Source organism: Lentibacter sp. (genome assembly GCF_029254145.1).
Classification (GTDB): Bacteria; Pseudomonadota; Alphaproteobacteria; order Rhodobacterales; family Rhodobacteraceae; genus Lentibacter.
Window position 1 is genome coordinate 34528 of sequence record NZ_JAQWYD010000026.1, and the last position, 18767, is coordinate 53294.

Genomic DNA, 18767 nt, shown 5'->3' on the forward strand with positions numbered 1-18767 from the left:
AGCGCGCAACCCTATTGGAGCCCATCACATGACCACACGCGCAGGCTTTGTTGCCCTCATCGGAGAACCGAACGCTGGCAAATCTACGCTGCTCAACCGCATGGTTGGCGCGAAAGTGAGTATTGTCACCCACAAGGTACAAACCACACGCGCCCGCATCCGTGGCGTCGCACTCGAAGGCGAAGCCCAAATCGTCTTTGTCGACACCCCCGGTCTCTTCAAGCCCCGCCGCAGGCTTGACCGTGCCATGGTCGCCGCCGCATGGGGCGGCGCAGCAGATGCCGATATCGTCGTGATGCTGATCGAGGCACACCGCGGAATTTCAGAAGGCGTAAAGCACATTCTGGAGAGCCTCAAAGGCCTCAATCCTAATCAAAAAGTAGCCCTAGCGATCAATAAGATCGACAAGGTTAAGTCAGACTCCCTGCTGCAACTCACCGAGCAAATGAACTCTCTACATCCTTTCGTCAAAACCTTCATGATTTCGGCTGAGCGCGGTCATGGCGTCCCCGCCCTGCGCGAATGGCTCGCCTCCGAGCTGCCCGAAGGCCCTTGGCTCTACCCCGAAGATCAGATCGCCGATCTGCCAATGCGCATGATTGCTGCCGAAATGACGCGCGAAAAGCTGACGCTCAGATTGCACCAAGAGCTGCCCTACCAGCTGACGGTTGAAACAGAAGCTTGGGAAGAGCGCAAAGACGGCTCCTGTCGCGTTGACCAGATCATCTATGTCATGCGCGATGGCCACAAAGGCATCCTGCTCGGCAAACGCGGAGAGACAATCAAGGCTGTCTCCAAAGCATCGCGCGAGGAACTCGAAGAATTTCTTGGGCGCAAGGTCCACCTGTTCTTGCAGGTCAAGGTCCGCCCGAACTGGCTGGATGAGGCCGAGCGCTACTCCGAGATGGGCCTTGATTTCAAGGATGGCAACGCGTGACACGGCTGACCTCGGAATTCTGGGTCTCTGCCTACCTCACACGCCTCCGTCTCCATGATATCCCGGCTTTCGTGGTCAAACATGGCGACGATACTGCAGGCGCGGTGCTTATAAAACTCAACACCCTTGATGGCCACGCGCAGGCCTTCCAGCGCCGTTTTGACTTTCTCACAGACAGCCGCAGCTGGGAGCTGCTCGCCGAAGGAGACGAGGCAACAGTCGATGCCTCGCTTGCCAAACAGGGCAGTATGGACCCCGATCTCTGGGTCATCGAAGTGGAAGACCGTCAGGGGCGACATTGTCTTGATGAGGTCGGATTGTCGGACTAACCTCCCCGCATTAGGGGAGCGCGCACATGCTAGAACAACTCAAAGCCATCGTCGGAGACACCAACGTTCTGACGGCGGCCGATATGGCCAAATACAGCCACGATTGGATGAACACGGAAAGCTGGACGCCCCTCGCCGTCGTGCGCCCCGCCAGTACGGAAGAGGTCTCGGCCGTTGTAAAACTGGCGAGTGCGAACAAGACCGCAGTTGTTCCTGTCTCAGGCAATACCGGCCTCTGCGTTGGCACAAGTGCCGAGGGCGCCGTCATGATCTCGCTGGAACGGATGAACAAAATTCGCGAAATCCGCCCCGAAGCGCGTATCGCCGTGGTCGAAGCGGGCGTCGTCCTCTCTAATTTACGCGAAGCGGTTGATGACCACAGCCTCATCTTCCCGCTCACCTTCGGCGCGCAAGGCTCCGCTATGATCGGTGGAAACCTCTCGACAAATGCAGGCGGCTCCAATGTCCTGCGCTATGGCAATACGCGAGATCTCTGCCTAGGGCTGGAGGTCGTTTTGCCCAGCGGCGAGATCATGAATATTATGAGCGAGCTGCACAAAGACAACTCAGGCTACAATCTCAAGCATCTCTTCATCGGAGCCGAAGGCACACTTGGGATCATCACAGGTGCAGTGCTCAAGCTGTTCCCAAAACCGCGCACCTATGCAACCGCCATGGTCGCCGTCAAAAGTCTGCCCGCAGCACTTGATCTATTGGCAAAACTGCAAGCAGCCACAGGCGGCAGCGTTGAGGCCTTTGAATACATGCCGCGAGGCTTCATCGACACGCATCTTAAGGTCGTCAAAAGCGCGCGCGCACCGTTTGAAGAGCAGTATGATGTCAATATCCTCGTCGAAGTCGGCGCAAGTTCTGATGCCCTTGCCCCCGATGGCCACCCTGCCGTTTCGGTCACGCTTGAAGACACGCTTGGCGCTCTTTTGGAAAGCGGAGATGTGCTCGACGCAGTGATCGCGCAAAACGAAGTGCAGCGCCGCGAGATGTGGGCCCGCCGCGAGGCCGCCGCCGAAATCTGCATACCCTTCATGCCCATGGTAAGCGCCGATATCGCTGTACCAACAGACAAGATGGAAGCCGTTCTTGATATGATTGACGGAGAAATCCGCAAGATTGACCCGGATCCTTTTGTGATCATCGTCGCGCATCTTGGCGACGGAAACGCGCACTACGCCGTCAAAACAGCTGACATGACAGCCGAGCGCAAAGACGAAGTGACAGAAATCATCGAAGATTGCGTGCTTAAGTTCGGCGGCAGCTTCTCCGCCGAGCACGGCATCGGGACTTACAAACTCCCCTCAATGGCACGCCGCAAAAACAAAACTGCGCTCGCCGCCATGCGCGCCATCAAACAAGCGCTCGATCCGCAAAATATCATGAACCCAGGTAAAGTTATTCCCGACGAAGGCGGATCGATTTAGCCGTCCCGCCCGCGCTCATCAGGGTTGCTTGAAAACAGAGCGATCTTGTTGCCCTGTGGATCGCGCAGATAGCCCACGTAAAACTGCGGACCATAGCTCTCGCGAAAGCCGGGCTGGCCCTCGTCCGCTCCGCCCGCTGACAGCGCTGCCGCATGGAGCGCGCGCACCTGCGCCTGATCACGTGCCTCAAACGCCACCATATTGCCATTGCCCGCCGTGGCGGGCCCGCCATCAAACGGCGCTTTCACATAAAAGTCAGGCGAAACGGCACGCTCTCCCGCAGCAACAGGGAGAATGTAGCTCAAATCACCGTGATATCGCTCCAGCCGATAGCCGAGCGCAGGCAAAAACGCTGAATAAAACCGCTCTGCCGCCACCATATCATCAGCCCCGACAGTGACATAAGCAATCATCCTGCTGCCTTCCCAAACAACGCCACATACCCCTCATCCAGCGCATGGTCGCCTTCTGCCTTGTCGCCATAAATCCGCACGCTCTTCAGCTCTAGAGCCGTAATCCGCCCCGCCAATGCATCAAACTTCTCGGCAAACCCTGCCGCCTCAAAGTGCGCCTTGCTTACAGAAATCGCAATCTGCGCGCCCTTGGCTGCCACCCGCAACACTTCGTCCAGAGCCTCTGGACCGACATGCCCCGTGGTAAACGTCCCCGACGAAACAACACTTTGATAGGTCCCATCCGCCACATCAAGCCGCGCGGTCATATCGCCTATAAACAGCCGCCGATAAACGCCGCGCTCTGCGGCCACATCAAGCATCTCCTGGCTGATGTCCACGCCATCCACTGGCCCCAGGTCCGCCGCCGCAAGATGGGCCCCGACAAGCCCTGTTCCCGCACCAATATCAAGCACAGGCCCCCTCGGGCGGCACGCAACGAACGCCTGCACAACCCGCTCGGGCAAGCAATAATCCATCCTAGCCGCAAAGCCCGCGTCATAGGTCTTGGCCCAAGCCGCATAGAGCCGCTTGCTGTCTTCAGGGGTTTTCAGCCCGTAGGCTGCGTCAAGGTCTGGCTCATCTTGGCTCATAGGCAAAGTGAACCAGTCCCTGTTCTGTCAGGCAAGCCTTACTTTTTGGCCGCAGCCTTCTTCGCCGCAGGCTTTGCCGCTTCCAGCGCATCAAGCCGCGCTTTTAGAGCTTCGTTCTCTTCGCGCGCCTTCTGCGCCATAGCGCGCACCGTGTCAAACTCCTCACGGGTCACAAAATCACGGTCCGCAAGCCAGCGGTCCATCATGGATTTCAGCGCCGTCTCGGCCTCTGTCTTTGCGCCTTGGGCCACGCCCATCGCGTTTGTCATCAACTGGGAAATATCATCCAGAACTTTATTGCGTGTTTGCACGGGTCTTGCCTCCTTGGCACATTGCTTACCCCCTATATGGGGCAGCGCGCGCACATTCTCAAGCTTGACCGCGCCCTCAAGGCAGGCAACAACGTGAGACATGTTGGAACAAATCCCCTTCCCCGAAATCTCCCCCGAGATATTCACCCTGCCCATCGGCAGCATGGAGTTTTCTCTGCGATGGTATGCGCTCGCCTATGTCGTCGGCATTCTCATCGCATGGCGCGTCAGCATCCGCGCTGTAAGCAGCCCCGCGCTCTGGAGCGGCACAGCGCCCCTCACCAAGCCACAGCTTGAAGACCTGCTCACATGGATCATTTTCGGGATCATCCTTGGCGGCCGCCTCGGCTTTGTGCTGTTCTACGAGCCCGCCTACTACCTCGCCAACCCCTCCCAGATCCTCAAGGTCTGGCAAGGCGGCATGGCCTTCCACGGCGGCTTCCTCGGCGTGGTCGTGGCCTCATGGGTCTGGTGTGTGCGCAATGGCGTCAGCAAGATCGCCGCCGCCGACACAATCGCTCTCGGCGTGCCTTGGGGCCTCATGCTCGGGCGATTGGCCAATTTTATCAACGCCGAGCTCTGGGGCAGGCCCTCTGATGTACCATGGGCGATGAAATTCCCGTCCATGTGTCACAATACGGTTCTGCAAGGTTGTGAAAAAGCAGGCGAATGGTTCTACACAGGCGCCGAGCTCACGCGCCATCCCTCGCAGCTCTACCAAGCCGCGCTTGAAGGCGCGCTCCTCGGCCTCGTTCTGCTCTATCTCGCCTTCGCGCGTGGCGCGCTCAAAACCCGCGGCCTCGTAACAGGCGTCTTCGTCGCGGGCTACGGCACAGCGCGTTTTATTGTTGAGCACTTCCGCCAAGCTGACGCGCAATTCGTGACACCTGACAATCCCTTCGGCCATGTTGTCCTTGGACTGACTATGGGCCAGCTCCTCTCGCTCCCGATGGTCTTTGTCGGTGTGCTCATTATCCTCTGGTCCAAGCGCCAACGCATCGCATGAGCCCACTTCAAAACCATATCACCGCGCTCATCCGCGCCAGTGGTCCCCTGACCCTCGCTGAGTTCATGGCGCTCTGCCTTCAGCACCCTGAGCATGGGTATTACACAACCCGCGACCCCCTCGGCGCAGGCGGTGACTTCACAACAGCCCCCGAAATCTCCCAGATGTTCGGCGAGCTCATCGGGCTTTGTCTTGCCCAAACATGGCTCGATATGGGCGCGCCTGCCCCCTTCACACTTGCAGAGCTTGGCCCTGGCCGTGGCACGCTCATGGCCGATATCCTGCGCGCCACACGCGGCGTGGCTGGCTTTCACGCCGCAGCCGAAATTGTCCTGATCGAAACGTCGCCGGCCCTTCGCGCACGCCAGGCCGAGGCGCTCGCAGGCTATGCGCCCACGTGGGAAAATACCTTTGCCCCGAAGCCTCAGCCGCTTCTTCTCGTCGCAAACGAGTTCTTTGATGCCCTGCCCATTCGGCAGTTTATCCGTGATGAAGCAGGCTGGCGCGAGCGCGTTATCGGGCTTGAGGAGAGGGCGCTTGCCTTCGGCCTCACAGACGCAACCCAACTTGCCGCTCTGGAACACCGGTTGGATGACACCGAGATTGGCGATCTTGTCGAAGTCTGCGGCCCCGCCGAGGCCGTCGCTTCCGAAATCGGCGCCCATATCGCCGACCATGGCGGATGCGCTCTGATCATCGATTATGGAAACTGGCGATCAAGCGGAGACACGTTCCAAGCCGTCAAAGCCCATGAAAAAGTCAGCCCGCTCGAAAGCCTCGGCTCAGCCGATCTCACAGCCCACGTTGACTTTGAAGTGCTCGCACAGGCGGCAGAGCCTGCCGCGCATTCGCCCCTCACGCCCCAAGGCGTGTTTTTGGAGCGTCTCGGAATAACCGCCCGCGCGCAAGCTCTCACCCAAAACCTCACTGGAGCGGCGCTTGAAAGCCATATCGCCGCACATCGCCGCTTGACGCACCCTGCAGAAATGGGGACGCTCTTCAAAGTGATGGCGCTCATGCCAAGTGGTGCGCCCGCCCCCGCAGGATTGCAAAATGGTGCTTGAAATCATAACCGACGAAGGCCTCGCCACGTTCAAACACGGGTTCTTCACCCGTAAGGGCGGTGCATCTTCAGGTATCTTTTCTGGGCTGAACTGTGGCCAAGGCTCCTCGGACCAAAGCGAGATCGTCGCGCTCAACCGCGCCCGCGTCGCCGATGCGCTTGATCTGGGCCCAGAGGCCCTCGCGTCGGTGCATCAAATCCATTCTGCAGACGCAATTGCGCTCACAGAGCCTCTCGCCGAGAAGCCCAAGGCCGACGCAATGGTCACCGCGACAAAAGGTATTGGCCTCGCCATTCTCACAGCCGATTGCCAGCCCGTTCTCTTCGCTGACACAACCGCTGGCGTGATCGGCGCGGCCCACGCAGGCTGGAAGGGCGCACAGACTGGCGTGCTTGAAGCCACAATCGACGCCATGGAAGCTCTCGGCGCGACAGCCTCCAACATAACCGCCGTCATCGGCCCCTGCATTTCGCAACGCGCCTATGAAGTGGGTCACGAGTTTTTCGAGCGCTTCACTGATGAAGACCCCGAAAGCACACGCTTTTTCTCAAGCGGTGCAACGCCTGACAAATACCTCTTTGATTTGCCCGCCTTCGGCCTTGCGCGCTTGCGCGCCCGAGGTGTCCGCGAAGCCCGCTGGACAGGCCATTGCACCTATGGGGACGAGGAGCGCTTTTACAGCTACCGTCGCACCACACATCGCGGCGAAAAAGACTATGGCCGCCTCGTTTCAGTGATCCGACTCTAGGCAAAAGATCCGCCACATTTGCCTCAGTTTTAATTTCAAATCACTTCAATATTGTCTCCAATGCGCCCAATCTGCGCCCCAATTCGGGGCTTTATTTACTCCTGAGCAGCAATGAAGCCAGCACCGACTGGCATAGTTTGAGGAGTAACGAAATGCAGGCAACCCAAACACGCAAGCGCTGGCTCGACACAATGATCGAGGCCGCGCGTCAAGAAACAACAGCAATGCCCTGGCAGCGTGGCACACGCCGCGCCGCGTTTATCGCAAAGCGTCAAGCTTTGGCCAACGCCGCTTAAGGCAGCCAGTCAAGCCAAAGCCATACCGAAAAGATCGACAACACCGTCGCGACCAAGACAGAGGTCGCGGCGACTTTTTGCGCCTTCCCATACATGGACGCGAAAATATAGGTGTTAACGCCTGGTGCCATCGCCGCCGTAAGCACGGCAGAGCGATACTGGCCCACATCAATTTCCATGACCTTGCCCATGTTCCACACCACTGTGGGGTGCAAAAACAGCGAGACACCACAAACAAACGCAACAAGCTTGATATCACCCTTGATCTTGTAGCGCACGAGCACGCCCCCCAGACCAAAGAGCGCCAGCGGCAGCGCCGTGCTCACAATCATGCCCAGAGCGTCCTTAAAAACCTGCGGCAGCACAACACCTGACAGGTTTGTGGCGAAGCCAAGCAAAATACCGAGCACAAGTGCGTTGCGAAACATCGCCTTGCCCACAGTCGCTGGCAAAGTGCGCGCAGGCTGCCCCGTCGCATGTGCTCTCGCAATCTCCATAGCGGTGATCCCAAGCCCATAACAAAACGGCGAATGCACCGCCACAATGGCATAATTCGCTGCCAGTGCATCAGCCCCAAAGGCCCGCTCCGTGATCGCGAGGCCCATCATCACCGAATTGGCAAACAGGCAGCAAAAGCCGATGGCGACACTGTCTTCCCAGTCGCGCTTAAAAAGATATCGCGCGGCCAGAAGCCCCGCAAAAAAGCAGGTCGCCGAGCCCGTGTAAAAACTCACCAGCAGTGCAGGGTCAAAACTCTCACTCAGATCAAGCCCAGCAATTGCCTTAAAGAGCAGCGCAGGGATCGCGAAATTCTGTGTGTACTTCATGATCGCGTCGATCACACCATCCGAAAACAACGCAAATCTGACAGTGGCGTATCCCGCCCCGACAACAAGAAAAACAGGCAGGATAACGTCAAGAAGCGCTTGCATTTTAGGCCTCTAGCTCAATCACCATACCGTCAAAGGCAGGCGTGATATGCGAAGGCGTTTCAGCCTCCAAAGTGGCATAGTCCAGATCAATATGCATGTTCGTGAGAACAGCCCGCTTAGGTGCTGCCCGCTCGATCCACGCGAGCGACTTTTCCAAATGCGCATGCGTCGGATGCGGCGTACGGCGCAGCGCATCAAGCACCCAAACATCTGCTCCCTCAACAGCAAGCCAGCCCTCATCAGACATCTCCGCCACATCAGGCAGATAAACGAGCCCGCCCATGCGAAAGCCCAAAGCCTCGATAGAGCCGTGATTGACCTCAAATGGCAAAAGGCTGATCACCCCGCCTTTGCCTCTGATTTCGAACGGGCCGTCTATTGTGTTCATATCCAGAATGGGCGGATAAGGGCTGTCTTTCGGCTGCACAAAGGCATAGCCAAAGCGTGCATAAAGGTCGCGCTGCGTGTCGCCATCGGCCCAGACTTGCAAACGTGCGCGTTGGTTGAACACGATCATACGCAAATCATCAATGCCATGCACATGGTCGGCGTGGCTATGGGTATAAACCACAGCATCCAGCGCCCCGACACCAGCGTCCAAAAGCTGCGCGCGCATGTCAGGCGATGTATCAATCAAAATCCGCGTGATACCCTCCGCCCCAACACGCTCAACAAGCATGGAGCAGCGGCGCCGGCGGTTCTTCGGGTTTTCCGGGTCACAATCGCCCCAATGGCCACCAAGGCGTGGGACGCCCCCCGAAGAGCCACAGCCCAATATGGTAAAGCGCAGCTTCTCGCTCATGCAAACACCGCTTTCGTGAAGAGACGCTCAAAATTCCGCTCACACTGCGCGGCAAAGTCTTCATAGCTCAAGCCGTAAACATCTGCTGCAACCTTGGCCGTATGCACCACATATGAAGGTTCGTTCTGCTTGCCTCTAAAGGGCGGCGGCGCAAGATAGGGCGCGTCCGTCTCCACAAGAATACGCTCAACAGGCGCACTCGCAAAAATATCGCGAATCTCCTGACTTTTCGGAAATGTCCCGATCCCCGACATAGATAGATAAAATCCGAGATCCAGAGCTGCCTCTGCCAGCTCGCGGCTGGAAGAAAAGCAATGCATGACGCAGCCAAATGGCGCGTTGCCGTGCTCTTCCGCAAGGATCCGCGCCATATCGTCGTCTGCCGCCCGCGCATGAATGATCAGAGGCAAACCCGCCTCCGCTGCCGCCGCGCAGTGAATCCGCAAACTCTTCTGCTGAATATCCTTGCTGTCGGCGGTGTAATGATAATCAAGCCCTGTCTCGCCAATCCCGACCATCTTGGGGTGCTTGGCCATTCGGCATAGCTCCTCCACATTGGTCAAAGGCTCTTGCGCCGCGCTCATAGGATGCGTCCCCGCAGCGTAGAACACGGGCGCGAACTCTTCAGCAATAGCGCGCACATTCGGCTCGTTTTTCAGTCTTGTGCAGATTGTCACCATACGATGAACACCCGCCTCGAGGGCGCGGTCGATATACGCCGCGCGCGCGTCATCAAAGTCGGGAAAGTCGAGGTGGCAGTGGCTGTCGGTTATCTTGGTGCTTGAAGTCATCTTGCGCTGTGCTCTGCCACGGATCGTTGAATACGCAAGAACGTATCAAGGATCAGCGCAGCAGGGTCAAGGTTCACCGCCCGCCCATGGCGCGCGCGCGCGAGCAATTCATCCGAAAGCACCGCCCAGCGCTGCGCCGCCTGATGATTGGGCGAAAGCCGTTCAAAGAGCGCCGGCTCGTTCGGGTTCGCCAGGGTTTGCGCCTGCGCTCCCATCGCGCCTGCGCGCGCAAGACGAAACAGCAGGGTCTCCAAAAGTACGAGCAACAGATCCAGCTTCTGCTCGCTGCCCCGCGCAGCAAAGGCCTCTGAAAGTCGCAAGACGCGCGCACGGTCAAGCTTGGGCAAGCTCTCAAAAATGGCGACCAATTCGCCATAGAGCACAAGCCCTTCTAGCTCGAGCATGCGGGCGGCAGCCCCGACAGACCCGCCCGAAAGCGCACTCAAAGCACTGGCTGCCTCCGCACCAAGCTCCGCCTCAACACCCGCCGCCTCAAGGGCGGCGGCGATATCATTCGCCTCAAGTGTATTCAGTCTTAACTCTCGACAGCGTGAGCGGATCGTCGGCAAAAGCCCCTGAGGTTGATGCGCGATCAGCAAGAACGTGGTCAGCTTGGGCGGCTCTTCGAGCATCTTCAAAAGCGCGTTTGCCGCCTGTGTGTTCATCTCGTCCGCTGCGTCCAAAATCACAACACGTCGCCCGCCTTCCGCCGCTGACATCGACAGAAAATGCCCCAGCTTGCGCACGTCATCCACAACGATCACATCGCGCATACGCTTTGTATCGGGATTGATTGAACGCGTGATCTTGAACAAGCGTGGCTCACTGCCCGCCAGAATACGTTGCAAAACAGGATGGTCGGCGCGCACATCAAGCCGCTCAGGCTTGGCATCAGTCATATCGCCAAACATCCCCGCCTCTGCCTGCTCTTCAGTTAGCAAAAACCGCGCAATCCGCCATGCCAGCGTCGCTTTTCCCACGCCCTTCGGCCCTGTCAAAAGCCAGGCGTGATGCAACCGCCCCGCATTGAACGCTTGCAGGAAACGCGCCTCCGCAGCTTCTTGCCCATAGAGTTTAGCCGTGTCGCGCGGGTGCGGCGTACCGTCCAGACGGTCAGGCTCGATAAGCGCCTCATCCGCCATCAGAGCGACGCCCTGACAGCCGCAAGAGTGTCCGCCGCAATCGCCTCAATATCGCGCCCCGCATCAATCACAGCGAAACGCTCTGGCGCGCCCTTGGCCAGCGCCAAAAAGCCCTGCCGCATCGCAAGCTGCATCTCAAGACCCATATCTTCAAAGCGTTCCTCTGACGTCTGTCGCGCTTTGGCCCGAGCGAGGCCAAGCTTTGGGTCCATATCAAACAAAAGCGTCAGATCAGCCTCGCGCCCGATCATCAACGCATGAAGCTTGTCCACAACATCGCGCAAGTCCCCGCGCGTGAGCCCTTGATAGACGCGTGTCGAATCCACAAAGCGGTCACAAATCACAATGGTTCCCGCCGCAAGCGCCGGCAAAATCGTGCGCTCCAGATGGTCACGTCGCGCGGCTGTAAATAGCAGAATCTCCGTCTCCGCAGACCAGCGGTCGGGCTCGCCCTCAAGCACAAGGCTGCGGATTTCTTCCGCGCCGGGAGAGCCGCCCGGTTCGCGGGTGAGCAAAACGCTGTGGCCCTCAGCCTCCAGCGCCTCTTTCAAGAGCTTGGCTTGGGTCGACTTTCCCGACCCGTCCACGCCTTCCAGCGTGATAAACTGCGCTTTAACGTGGCTCAAAGCGCACCCTCAGCCTCAGCCATCAGCTTTTTGACCACCCGCTGCGAAGCCGTCTTCAGACGCACCATCACACCGCCCTGCTCAACTGTCTTGGCCGCGATCAAGGGCACTTCTGTGGCCGCCAGCCCCTCGGGACGGATAATCAGCTTGCCCACTTGGTCTCCCGCCATCACAGGCGCCTTCAAGGGGCTGTCATAAATGACTTCGGCCTCGACTTTACGATCCGTTGTTCCTGTCGGCACAAGAGTGTTCAACGCTTTGGCCGCGGTGAGCTGCACAGTCGCCTTTTCCCCCATCCAGACCTCGGCTTCAGCCACGATCTGCCCCTCTTCCAAAAGCTGCGCAGTGGTAAACTGGCGAAATGCCCAATTTGTGATTGCTTCAGCCTCACGCGCACGCGCTTGCTCGGTCTGCAATCCTGAAATCACAAAAACAATTCGCCGCGCGCCCTGCTTCACAGAGCCGACAAGGCCATAGCCTGCTTCTTTGGTATGACCCGTCTTAAGCCCATCCGCGCCAATCCCGAGCCCCAAAAGCGGGTTACGATTAAAGCGGTTCTGGCTTTCTTTCTTGTCAAAAAGAAACTCCTTTTCCGCAAACATCTCATAGAACTCAGGGAAATCTTCAATGATCTTTGTGCCCAAAATAGCCAAATCCCGCATCGACATCCGATGCCGCGGATCGGGCCAGCCATTGGCGTTGGCAAATGTCGAATGGGTCATGCCCAAAGCCTTGGCCCGCCCCGTCATAAACCGCGCAAAGCCCGCCTCTGTCCCATCAGGGCTAAGCGCCTCGGCAATCACAGCACAAGCGTCATTGCCCGACAACACAATGATCCCTCGCAACAGATCTTCGACATTAACACGCTCGCCCGCCTGCAAAAACATGGTCGAACCTGTATAGCTCATCGCATGCTCAGAGACGCGCAACTCTTCATCAAGCTTGAGCCGCCCGTCGCGCACAGCCTCAAACGCCACATATAACGTCATCAGTTTACTCATAGACGCAGGCGGCAAAGGCACATCCGCATCCTTAGAGAGCAAAACAGTGCCCGTGGTGTAATCGAGCACAAAAGCCGAGGTTGCCTGCGTCTCAAAGGCCGCAAGGCTGAGGGACTGACCCGCAAGCGCGAGCCCGAAAACAAAAGAAGAAAAGGCCGCGCGCAGCATCAGCGCCTCCGTCCGTTTGGGGTTTAGTTTCTCACCGCGTAAGCATCGTTAAAGCCTTGCGACTTAACCTTCTTGAGCAGCTGCGCAAGATCAGACTTGCTCTGAGCGGGTCCGACAATCACGCGCCAGAAGGTTTTGCCGTTCAGGCTCTGCTGCTTCACAGTCGGAACCATGCCCGCTGTGCGCATCGCCGTCGCGGTGTTGCCCGCATTCTTTTCAACACTGAAAATACCGATCTGCACAAAAGGCTTCGCCAAGGAAGATGTGGCAACCGACGCGGCGGCAGGAGCAGGCGTCAGAGGAGCCTCCAAAGCAGCATCTGCCGCATCAATCGCCGCACCCGCACTCTCGATAGGGTCAAGCGATGTCTCGGCCACAAACTCGGGCTCGCTCAGCCCCGCCGCCGCATCCGTCGCAGGATCAGCTTCGACAGCCACTTCCTCACGCCGCAGCGCCGTCACATTCAGCTCTTTTGGCGCCCCTGCAAGCATTCCCAAGGCGTCCGCCGCATCTGAAGAGATCTGCAAGCGTGGGCCAGGGTTTTCCCGCTCACGACGGAACAGCGCCCCCACCACAAACTTGCCATTGGAAGGGTTGCGGATAATCACGCGCTCAGGCTCTTTGACATCAGGATGCGCAACCCAGACCCCGCCAAGCGAGGGGCGACCATCCCAAAGACCCGCTTCACTCACCTGAAACACATCAGGCGCTTCGACATCGCGTTCAACTGTCTTCTGCCCTGCAGCGGCCGATGCAACACTGGCCTCGCCTTCAACCTTGGGCTTGAAAAGCGTAAACTCACCGCCCTCTTCACATCCGGCCACCACCAAGACAGCCCCGAACATCAAGCCAAGCTTGCGTGCGCCGCCAAATCCGTAGGAAATATACTGTTTATACATTCTGCTCTCTGCCAACTCCCGCCGAACTGCCCCAAGAGACAGCCCTGCCCGCTTCACCACCGCGCTTTTTCACACGCTTTGAGCAAGAGCTTAGCCTTTTGGGCCGCTTATGAAAAGTCTGCGCTTCGCAATCGGCATAAAATCGTCAGCCGAAAAGACCTGTAAAATGACATCTCTGTAAAAATCTTCACCCAATGTGTATTTTTGTGGTTTTCACTGCCACAATCTCAGGCTAAGGAAGCCGCGTCGGAGGAGTGGCAGAGTGGTTGAATGCACCGGTCTTGAAAACCGACGAGGGTTAACGCCCTCCGTGGGTTCGAATCCCACCTCCTCCGCCATCTATATGGCTTAAGTAATTAAATTTATTGGTTTATTCTAGTCTAGACCGCAATATAGATACACTTCAAGATACACTTTTTCGTAAACAACGCCCTAAAGAGAAAATATCTCAGCAAAAATTTTGGTCTGCACTAAATACTAAACCTCATACAAAACCTATATTGCGGGGCTAAATTTGTATTTGGTTTTGACGCACTCCCAGTTTCGTACGCAGGTCAGTTGGAAATTATATTCAGCAGTTTTGAAAATATAGCCAGCTATCAAAATTCCTGTAAATGTAAGTGTGTTATTCAAAGTTCACTGGCTAAAATTCCGTCTTCTCAACGAAATTTCATAACCAATAAATACTTAGTTCCCGAATGAAGTACTGGTGAAATATCCAGGCATCTAATGTTGGCGCCATGTCAACGTTTAGCAATTCACACCGCAAAAAAGACATAATTATCAATAATCAGCGTCATCCTGCGAAGATCGCCGACCTTCTATTGCATTGAATCAAATTAGCTTCACTAGGTGATGGCTGGGCCTCATAGTCATTCAGAAAGCTGCAAAAATAAGCGAGGATAGGGAGTCACACGCCGCGAACCCTCTCTACCCACATTGCCGGCTCATGGCGGTCAATGCGTATTTATGAGTAGAAACAATACGTTGCTGCTGCTCAGGGCAACCTTTCAGAATGTACTCAATGCCTGCGAAGGCTCCGCGCACGCATGAATTTCTCAAAACAGGCGGACGGGATGCAAACATTCTCTACTCGGGCATTGCAACATTTTTTAAACGACTTGAAGTGGCCAGAAAAATCTTTTAGTGCTTTGTAAATAATTGATTTTTTCATTTCCTTGCATGGCGAGTCTTGGCTCGACTAATTTACTCCATGTCGGCCAGTGTCGGTTCATGGCGGCCTATGGCGGTTTGGGAGGACTGTCGACTTCGCTCGAATCCTCTCTACCCCTTAAGCCATTGTAATCATTGGTGTGGATGTGAGTTCGCGAGTTAACTGGCTTGAACGAGACTGACAGCGAACCCCTCCCAAATTTCATCAACCTCAGCTGAACGTTTTTTTCTCGTAGATGGTCGAGATTGTTTTTCCATCCCAGACGTAACAGAGATGGCGCTCCTGACGGCAGTTGGACAGAAGCCGAGGCCGGAACACGGCAACACATTCACCGCCCTCATCCCGAACGCTCATGTAGACGATCCCGTCCGCCCCACTCTCGCGAAGCCGGAGTGCCAGATCCTGTGACATCCCATAGCTTGTTGCGTGATAGTAGGCTGGATGGCTGGACTGCATACCTCGGATGTCGTGGAGATCAGCATTCAAATCAACGGTGTAAACGCGCATATCAAGCTCCTGCGCGGGCTCGTTGGTTGCCTGCAGGAATTTGATACGGTGATACTTGGTTTCCGCAACGGCTGTCTCAATCGACTTGCCAGCATAGAAAACGCCATAGGTGCCGTTTGTGAAGCGATCACCCTCAGGATTGAGATGTGTGAAAGCAGCCATGATAGGCGAAGTACCCGGACCGGACACTCGGTCTTCAAGCGCAACCAACGCAATGTCCCCGATTTCTTCGCGCAGCTTATCATTGGTCATGGCCTCGATTTCGTAAATTGCTTCAAGGTCAGCCGGATCTGCAACGTCCTCAAAGAGGCTGATTGGCGGGAAGCGGCTTGGCACGATACGAAAGCAAGGTTGACATGCAACGTTACTCGTTTGGATTTCGTCGATCATGCGCGTTGCGCATCAACGTATTGCCGCACGACAAAGAGGTCCGCAACGTTACCAGACATCATCCTGTCCAAGGCAGAACGACCACTGAACGTTTTGGCGGCGTTAGGCTTTCGTACCCACTCGTCAGCGGTCTGCGGAAGAAGGATGTGCAGGCCCTTGTAGATCCCCAAAACGTAAGAGATGCGCTCTAACGCATCCTTTGGGATCGTTGATACACTGCCCCGCTTCCAAGACTGGAATGTTGATCGGCTCTCAAGACCAAGCAAGCGCATTTGCTCTTGCTCCTGCAGCTTCCAAGCCTCTGCAATCCGGAAGAACGTGCGCAATGCCGGACCCGTCAGGTCCTTACGGCTTGTTGCCTTAACAGTCGTCGTTGATTGCATGGTTTGCACCTCCTGCGCCAGCGCGTTCACAAAATAAACAAATGTCAAGATGTGACCATATAATAGACACCTAGTCCGACCAACAAGATACTTCGAAGGCCGCGCATTCCGCCATGACGAGGCTGATCTCTAAGCTGCATTCTCAGAGGCGACTTCCCTTAAAGGGTGCAAATTCAGTTGTTTTTCGAGCACATCGCATCTCCACGCCGGCGCTCGACTTTCGTGGCGAAAATTCTGCGCTACAGAATTCTACGGAAAGACGTTGATCGCGCTGCATTTTTATGTCTCGAAAACAGGCGCTTAAAAGACATGCAGCAGGAGCATCTCGCGGAAAATTCCGTTCCAGAGAAAAGTTCTGTTTCAACCCTATCCGCCCTTCACATGGGACTCGGAGCGAACCATCTCTGCAACGGAATTCAGCGGAAAAAATAGAAAACAGGTTTCCCTCATTTTCGTCAATAATTCAGTATGTTACGAGACATTTCTGGCTTTAAGGCGCCCGTCGTAAAAATGTTGCAGAGAAAAAGTTCGCTGCCAGGGGCGTCCGAGGAGGGAATGGCTCTGGCGGCGAACCCTCTCCACCCATTAAGTCATTGTAATCGTTGATTGTGGACTGAGTTCGAAAGTCATCTGGTTCGAATGGATCTGACCGCGAACCAACTTGCGCAAAGCAAATCTCATTCGGCGGCGTTCCACCCAAGATACCAATCCACAAAATGCTGCACGCCCTCCCGAATGTCCATACGAGGCAATTTCCCAACCAAAGCTTCCACCAGGCTCGCATCTGCCCAGGTTGAAGGAACATCACCAGGCTGCATCGGCATCAAGTTGCGCTGTGCCTCACGCCCTGTCGCGGCTTCAATGGCCGCGATGAATTCGTTCAGCGCAATGGGCATCCCGTTTCCAATATTTACGACCCGAAATGGCGCTACAGGCGACAGGCTGTCGGCCGGACCTATCGGTTCTGTTCCGGGGACAGTTCCAGCCAGACGGACGATCCCCTCGACCAAGTCTTCGACATAAGTGAAGTCACGCTGCATGTTGCCATGATTGTAGACGTCAATTGGCTCGCCATTGAGGATCGCCTTTGTAAACTTGAACAACGCCATATCAGGGCGCCCCCAAGTTCCATAGACGGTAAAGAACCGGAACATGGTTGTCGGAATACCAAACAGATGAGCGTAAGAGTGAGCCATAGCCTCATTGGCAATTTTGGTTGCCGCATAAAAACTCATGGGATGGACGGCCCGATGCGTCTCGGCATAGGGCATCTCGGTGTTGGCGCCATATGCAGAACTGGTGGACGCCATCATCAGGTGCTTCGGCTTGCAGGCCCGTGCCGCTTCCAAGACCTCGTGCGCGCCTATCAAATTTGATGCAACATAGGACCGTGGTGCGTCGATCGAATATCTGACACCTGCCTGAGCCGCCAAATGGACAATCACGTCAGGATCGAATGCCCCGACCAGATCTGTCAGGCGTCCCTCCTTCTCGAGCATGCCTTGCTCAAAAGAAAAACCTGGCTGAGCCTGCAGGACAGATAGGCGGGACTCTTTCAGTTTGGGGCTGTAATACGGCGTCATGCCATCAAAGCCCATCACCTGCCAGCCGTCACTCAGCATTCGTTTTACAAGGTGAAACCCGATAAAACCAGCAGCGCCGGTGATGAAAACTCGCCCCGTCATCGTAATGCTCCCCTTCAAACCAAACCGTATCGCTGCGCCACATGCATGATGGCCTGCAAGAATCCTTTCACAGACCCGCAGTCGAACCGCCGGCCGTTCAGCGTGACGGCCTCCACCTGGCCGGCGGCGGCTTGGGTGTTGATCGCGTCTGCCAGTTGGATTTCGCCGCCGGCGCCGGGCGCTTGGCCACGTAGGATCTCGAAGATGTCAGGCGTTAGCACATAGCGGCCGATCGAGGCCAGGTTTGATGGCGCCTGCTCAAAGGCAGGCTTTTCGACAAGGCCCGCAACACTGCCTGTGGCAGCGCCGGGCTGGATTACGCCGTATTTCGAGATGTCGGGTCCGTTGACCTCCATGACCGACAGCTGCGTGCGACCTGAGGCCTTATATCCTTTGACCAGATCAGCCGTCACGCCCGCCCCTTCGCAGGTCAGGAAGTCGTCTGCCAAGAGGACCGCGAAGGGATCATTACCCACAGCACGCTCGGCGCAGAGGACAGCGTGGCCAAGCCCCAGCTGCTCCGGCTGACGGACGAAAATGCATTCGACACCATCAGGCAGAATGCTGCGCACCATCTGCGCTTGCTCGTTCTTGCCTTTTGCCCGGAGTGCGGCCTCTAGTTCCTGATTGCTGTCGAAATGATCCTCGATCGCCCTCTTGTTCCGCCCAGTCACAAAGATCAGCGTGTCGATCCCTGCCGCAATGGCTTCTTCAGCTGCATATTGAATCAACGGCTTATCCACGATCGGCAGCAGCTCCTTCGGCATAGCTTTGGTAGCCGGCAAAAATCGGGTGCCGAAACCGGCAACGGGAAATACAGCTTTGCGAACGGGTGTCATGAAGGTTTTCCGATACGAATTATTTGTGATTGCGCTTATCTATCGAGTTCACAAGGACCGCAACTGATCGGCCCCAACCGCAACCCGAGTCTGTCCGCCCATGATTTCCATGAGGACCCAGACGCGCCGGTCCGGCGCGATCTTTTCGACCTCCGCCACGAAGTTGGCAAAAGGCCCCTTGGTCAGGGTCACCTGGTCGCCAGGCTTGAGGAGCTTCGGCGGCAACAACTTGCCCTTCGCATCGCAGCGCAGCATC

The 18767-nt window shown here is 56.5% G+C and carries 22 protein-coding genes and 1 tRNA gene; 8 read left to right on the forward strand and 15 right to left on the reverse strand.

Annotated elements, in window-relative coordinates; translation table 11 throughout:
- The first annotated feature begins 28 nt into the window (after positions 1–28).
- From era to P8O11_RS03275, 3 genes are read left to right on the forward strand one after another with little or no spacing between them, the layout of a single operon-like run.
- On the forward strand, positions 29–937 hold the full coding sequence (gene era, locus P8O11_RS03265; protein WP_300291596.1) for a GTPase Era: 909 nt from the start codon (positions 29–31) through the stop codon (positions 935–937).
- The gene (locus P8O11_RS03270; RefSeq protein ID WP_089892014.1) at positions 934–1266 is read left to right on the forward strand and encodes a DUF1491 family protein; all 333 of its coding nucleotides are present in this window, start codon (positions 934–936) and stop codon (positions 1264–1266) included. The genes era and P8O11_RS03270 overlap by 4 nt, the downstream gene beginning before the upstream one ends.
- Before the next feature lie 26 nt (positions 1267–1292).
- Positions 1293–2702 carry an FAD-binding oxidoreductase gene (locus P8O11_RS03275; protein WP_300291599.1) on the forward strand — a complete coding sequence of 470 codons (1410 nt, stop codon included), beginning with the start codon at positions 1293–1295 and terminating at the stop codon, positions 2700–2702.
- On the opposite strand, the gene P8O11_RS03280 is transcribed toward P8O11_RS03275, so the two are convergent.
- From P8O11_RS03280 to P8O11_RS03290, 3 genes are read right to left on the reverse strand one after another with little or no spacing between them, the layout of a single operon-like run.
- Positions 2699–3115, reverse strand: a complete 417-nt coding sequence (locus P8O11_RS03280; RefSeq protein ID WP_300291602.1) for a VOC family protein — start codon at positions 3113–3115, stop codon at positions 2699–2701. The genes P8O11_RS03275 and P8O11_RS03280 overlap by 4 nt on opposite strands.
- Positions 3112–3747, reverse strand: a complete 636-nt coding sequence (locus tag P8O11_RS03285) for a class I SAM-dependent methyltransferase (RefSeq protein WP_300291604.1) — start codon at positions 3745–3747, stop codon at positions 3112–3114. The genes P8O11_RS03280 and P8O11_RS03285 overlap by 4 nt, the downstream gene beginning before the upstream one ends.
- A gap of 38 nt (positions 3748–3785) precedes the next feature.
- Complete coding sequence (locus tag P8O11_RS03290) at positions 3786–4058, reverse strand: accessory factor UbiK family protein (protein WP_300291641.1); 273 nt, start codon at positions 4056–4058, stop codon at positions 3786–3788.
- 100 nt (positions 4059–4158) lie between these two features.
- On the opposite strand from P8O11_RS03290, the gene lgt reads away from it, so the two are divergent.
- The 4 genes from lgt to P8O11_RS03310 all read left to right on the forward strand — a co-directional run bounded on the left by lgt (position 4159) and on the right by P8O11_RS03310 (position 7172).
- Positions 4159–5064, forward strand: a complete 906-nt coding sequence (gene lgt, locus P8O11_RS03295) for a prolipoprotein diacylglyceryl transferase (protein ID WP_300291606.1) — start codon at positions 4159–4161, stop codon at positions 5062–5064.
- The gene (locus P8O11_RS03300; protein WP_300291608.1) at positions 5061–6128 is read left to right on the forward strand and encodes an SAM-dependent methyltransferase; all 1068 of its coding nucleotides are present in this window, start codon (positions 5061–5063) and stop codon (positions 6126–6128) included. The genes lgt and P8O11_RS03300 overlap by 4 nt, the downstream gene beginning before the upstream one ends.
- A complete protein-coding gene (gene pgeF, locus P8O11_RS03305; protein WP_300291610.1) occupies positions 6118–6876 on the forward strand; it encodes a peptidoglycan editing factor PgeF in 759 nt (252 codons plus the stop codon). Before P8O11_RS03300 ends, pgeF begins: the two co-directional genes overlap by 11 nt.
- A 152-nt stretch (positions 6877–7028) precedes the next feature.
- Positions 7029–7172 carry a hypothetical protein gene (locus P8O11_RS03310; protein WP_177170686.1) on the forward strand — a complete coding sequence of 48 codons (144 nt, stop codon included), beginning with the start codon at positions 7029–7031 and terminating at the stop codon, positions 7170–7172.
- Here P8O11_RS03310 and P8O11_RS03315 read toward each other — a convergent pair.
- From P8O11_RS03315 to P8O11_RS03345, 7 genes are read right to left on the reverse strand one after another with little or no spacing between them, the layout of a single operon-like run.
- Positions 7169–8104: an AEC family transporter gene (locus tag P8O11_RS03315; protein WP_300291615.1), complete on the reverse strand. Its 936-nt coding sequence runs from the start codon at positions 8102–8104 to the stop codon at positions 7169–7171. The genes P8O11_RS03310 and P8O11_RS03315 overlap by 4 nt on opposite strands.
- Position 8105: 1 nt before the next feature.
- A complete protein-coding gene (locus P8O11_RS03320; protein ID WP_300291617.1) occupies positions 8106–8906 on the reverse strand; it encodes an MBL fold metallo-hydrolase in 801 nt (266 codons plus the stop codon).
- The gene (locus P8O11_RS03325) at positions 8903–9697 is read right to left on the reverse strand and encodes a TatD family hydrolase (protein ID WP_300291619.1); all 795 of its coding nucleotides are present in this window, start codon (positions 9695–9697) and stop codon (positions 8903–8905) included. The genes P8O11_RS03320 and P8O11_RS03325 overlap by 4 nt, the downstream gene beginning before the upstream one ends.
- Positions 9694–10839, reverse strand: coding sequence for a DNA polymerase III subunit delta' (locus tag P8O11_RS03330; RefSeq protein ID WP_300291621.1), 1146 nt, complete (start codon positions 10837–10839; stop codon positions 9694–9696). Before P8O11_RS03330 ends, P8O11_RS03325 begins: the two co-directional genes overlap by 4 nt.
- Positions 10839–11465, reverse strand: coding sequence for a dTMP kinase (gene tmk / locus P8O11_RS03335; protein ID WP_300291623.1), 627 nt, complete (start codon positions 11463–11465; stop codon positions 10839–10841). The genes P8O11_RS03330 and tmk overlap by 1 nt, the downstream gene beginning before the upstream one ends.
- Positions 11462–12634 carry a D-alanyl-D-alanine carboxypeptidase family protein gene (locus P8O11_RS03340; protein WP_300291626.1) on the reverse strand — a complete coding sequence of 391 codons (1173 nt, stop codon included), beginning with the start codon at positions 12632–12634 and terminating at the stop codon, positions 11462–11464. The genes tmk and P8O11_RS03340 overlap by 4 nt, the downstream gene beginning before the upstream one ends.
- A 23-nt stretch (positions 12635–12657) precedes the next feature.
- Positions 12658–13479 (reverse strand): SPOR domain-containing protein, encoded by an 822-nt coding sequence (locus P8O11_RS03345; protein WP_300291643.1) that lies wholly within the window; start codon positions 13477–13479, stop codon positions 12658–12660.
- 302 nt (positions 13480–13781) lie between these two features.
- On the opposite strand from P8O11_RS03345, the gene P8O11_RS03350 reads away from it, so the two are divergent.
- A tRNA-Ser gene (locus P8O11_RS03350) sits at positions 13782–13871 on the forward strand.
- 1046 nt (positions 13872–14917) lie between these two features.
- Here P8O11_RS03350 and P8O11_RS03355 read toward each other — a convergent pair.
- The 5 genes from P8O11_RS03355 to P8O11_RS03375 all read right to left on the reverse strand — a co-directional run.
- Positions 14918–15604, reverse strand: a complete 687-nt coding sequence (locus tag P8O11_RS03355; RefSeq protein ID WP_300291628.1) for an RES family NAD+ phosphorylase — start codon at positions 15602–15604, stop codon at positions 14918–14920.
- Positions 15601–15987, reverse strand: coding sequence for an antitoxin Xre-like helix-turn-helix domain-containing protein (locus P8O11_RS03360; protein ID WP_300291630.1), 387 nt, complete (start codon positions 15985–15987; stop codon positions 15601–15603). Before P8O11_RS03360 ends, P8O11_RS03355 begins: the two co-directional genes overlap by 4 nt.
- Positions 15988–16664: 677 nt before the next feature.
- Positions 16665–17672 (reverse strand): NAD-dependent epimerase/dehydratase family protein, encoded by a 1008-nt coding sequence (locus P8O11_RS03365; protein ID WP_300291632.1) that lies wholly within the window; start codon positions 17670–17672, stop codon positions 16665–16667.
- A gap of 14 nt (positions 17673–17686) precedes the next feature.
- The gene (gene galU / locus P8O11_RS03370; RefSeq protein ID WP_300291634.1) at positions 17687–18511 is read right to left on the reverse strand and encodes a UTP--glucose-1-phosphate uridylyltransferase GalU; all 825 of its coding nucleotides are present in this window, start codon (positions 18509–18511) and stop codon (positions 17687–17689) included.
- A 48-nt stretch (positions 18512–18559) separates the two neighbouring features.
- A partial coding sequence (locus tag P8O11_RS03375; protein ID WP_300291636.1) for a KOW motif-containing protein occupies positions 18560–18767 on the reverse strand: 208 nt, incomplete at its 5' end.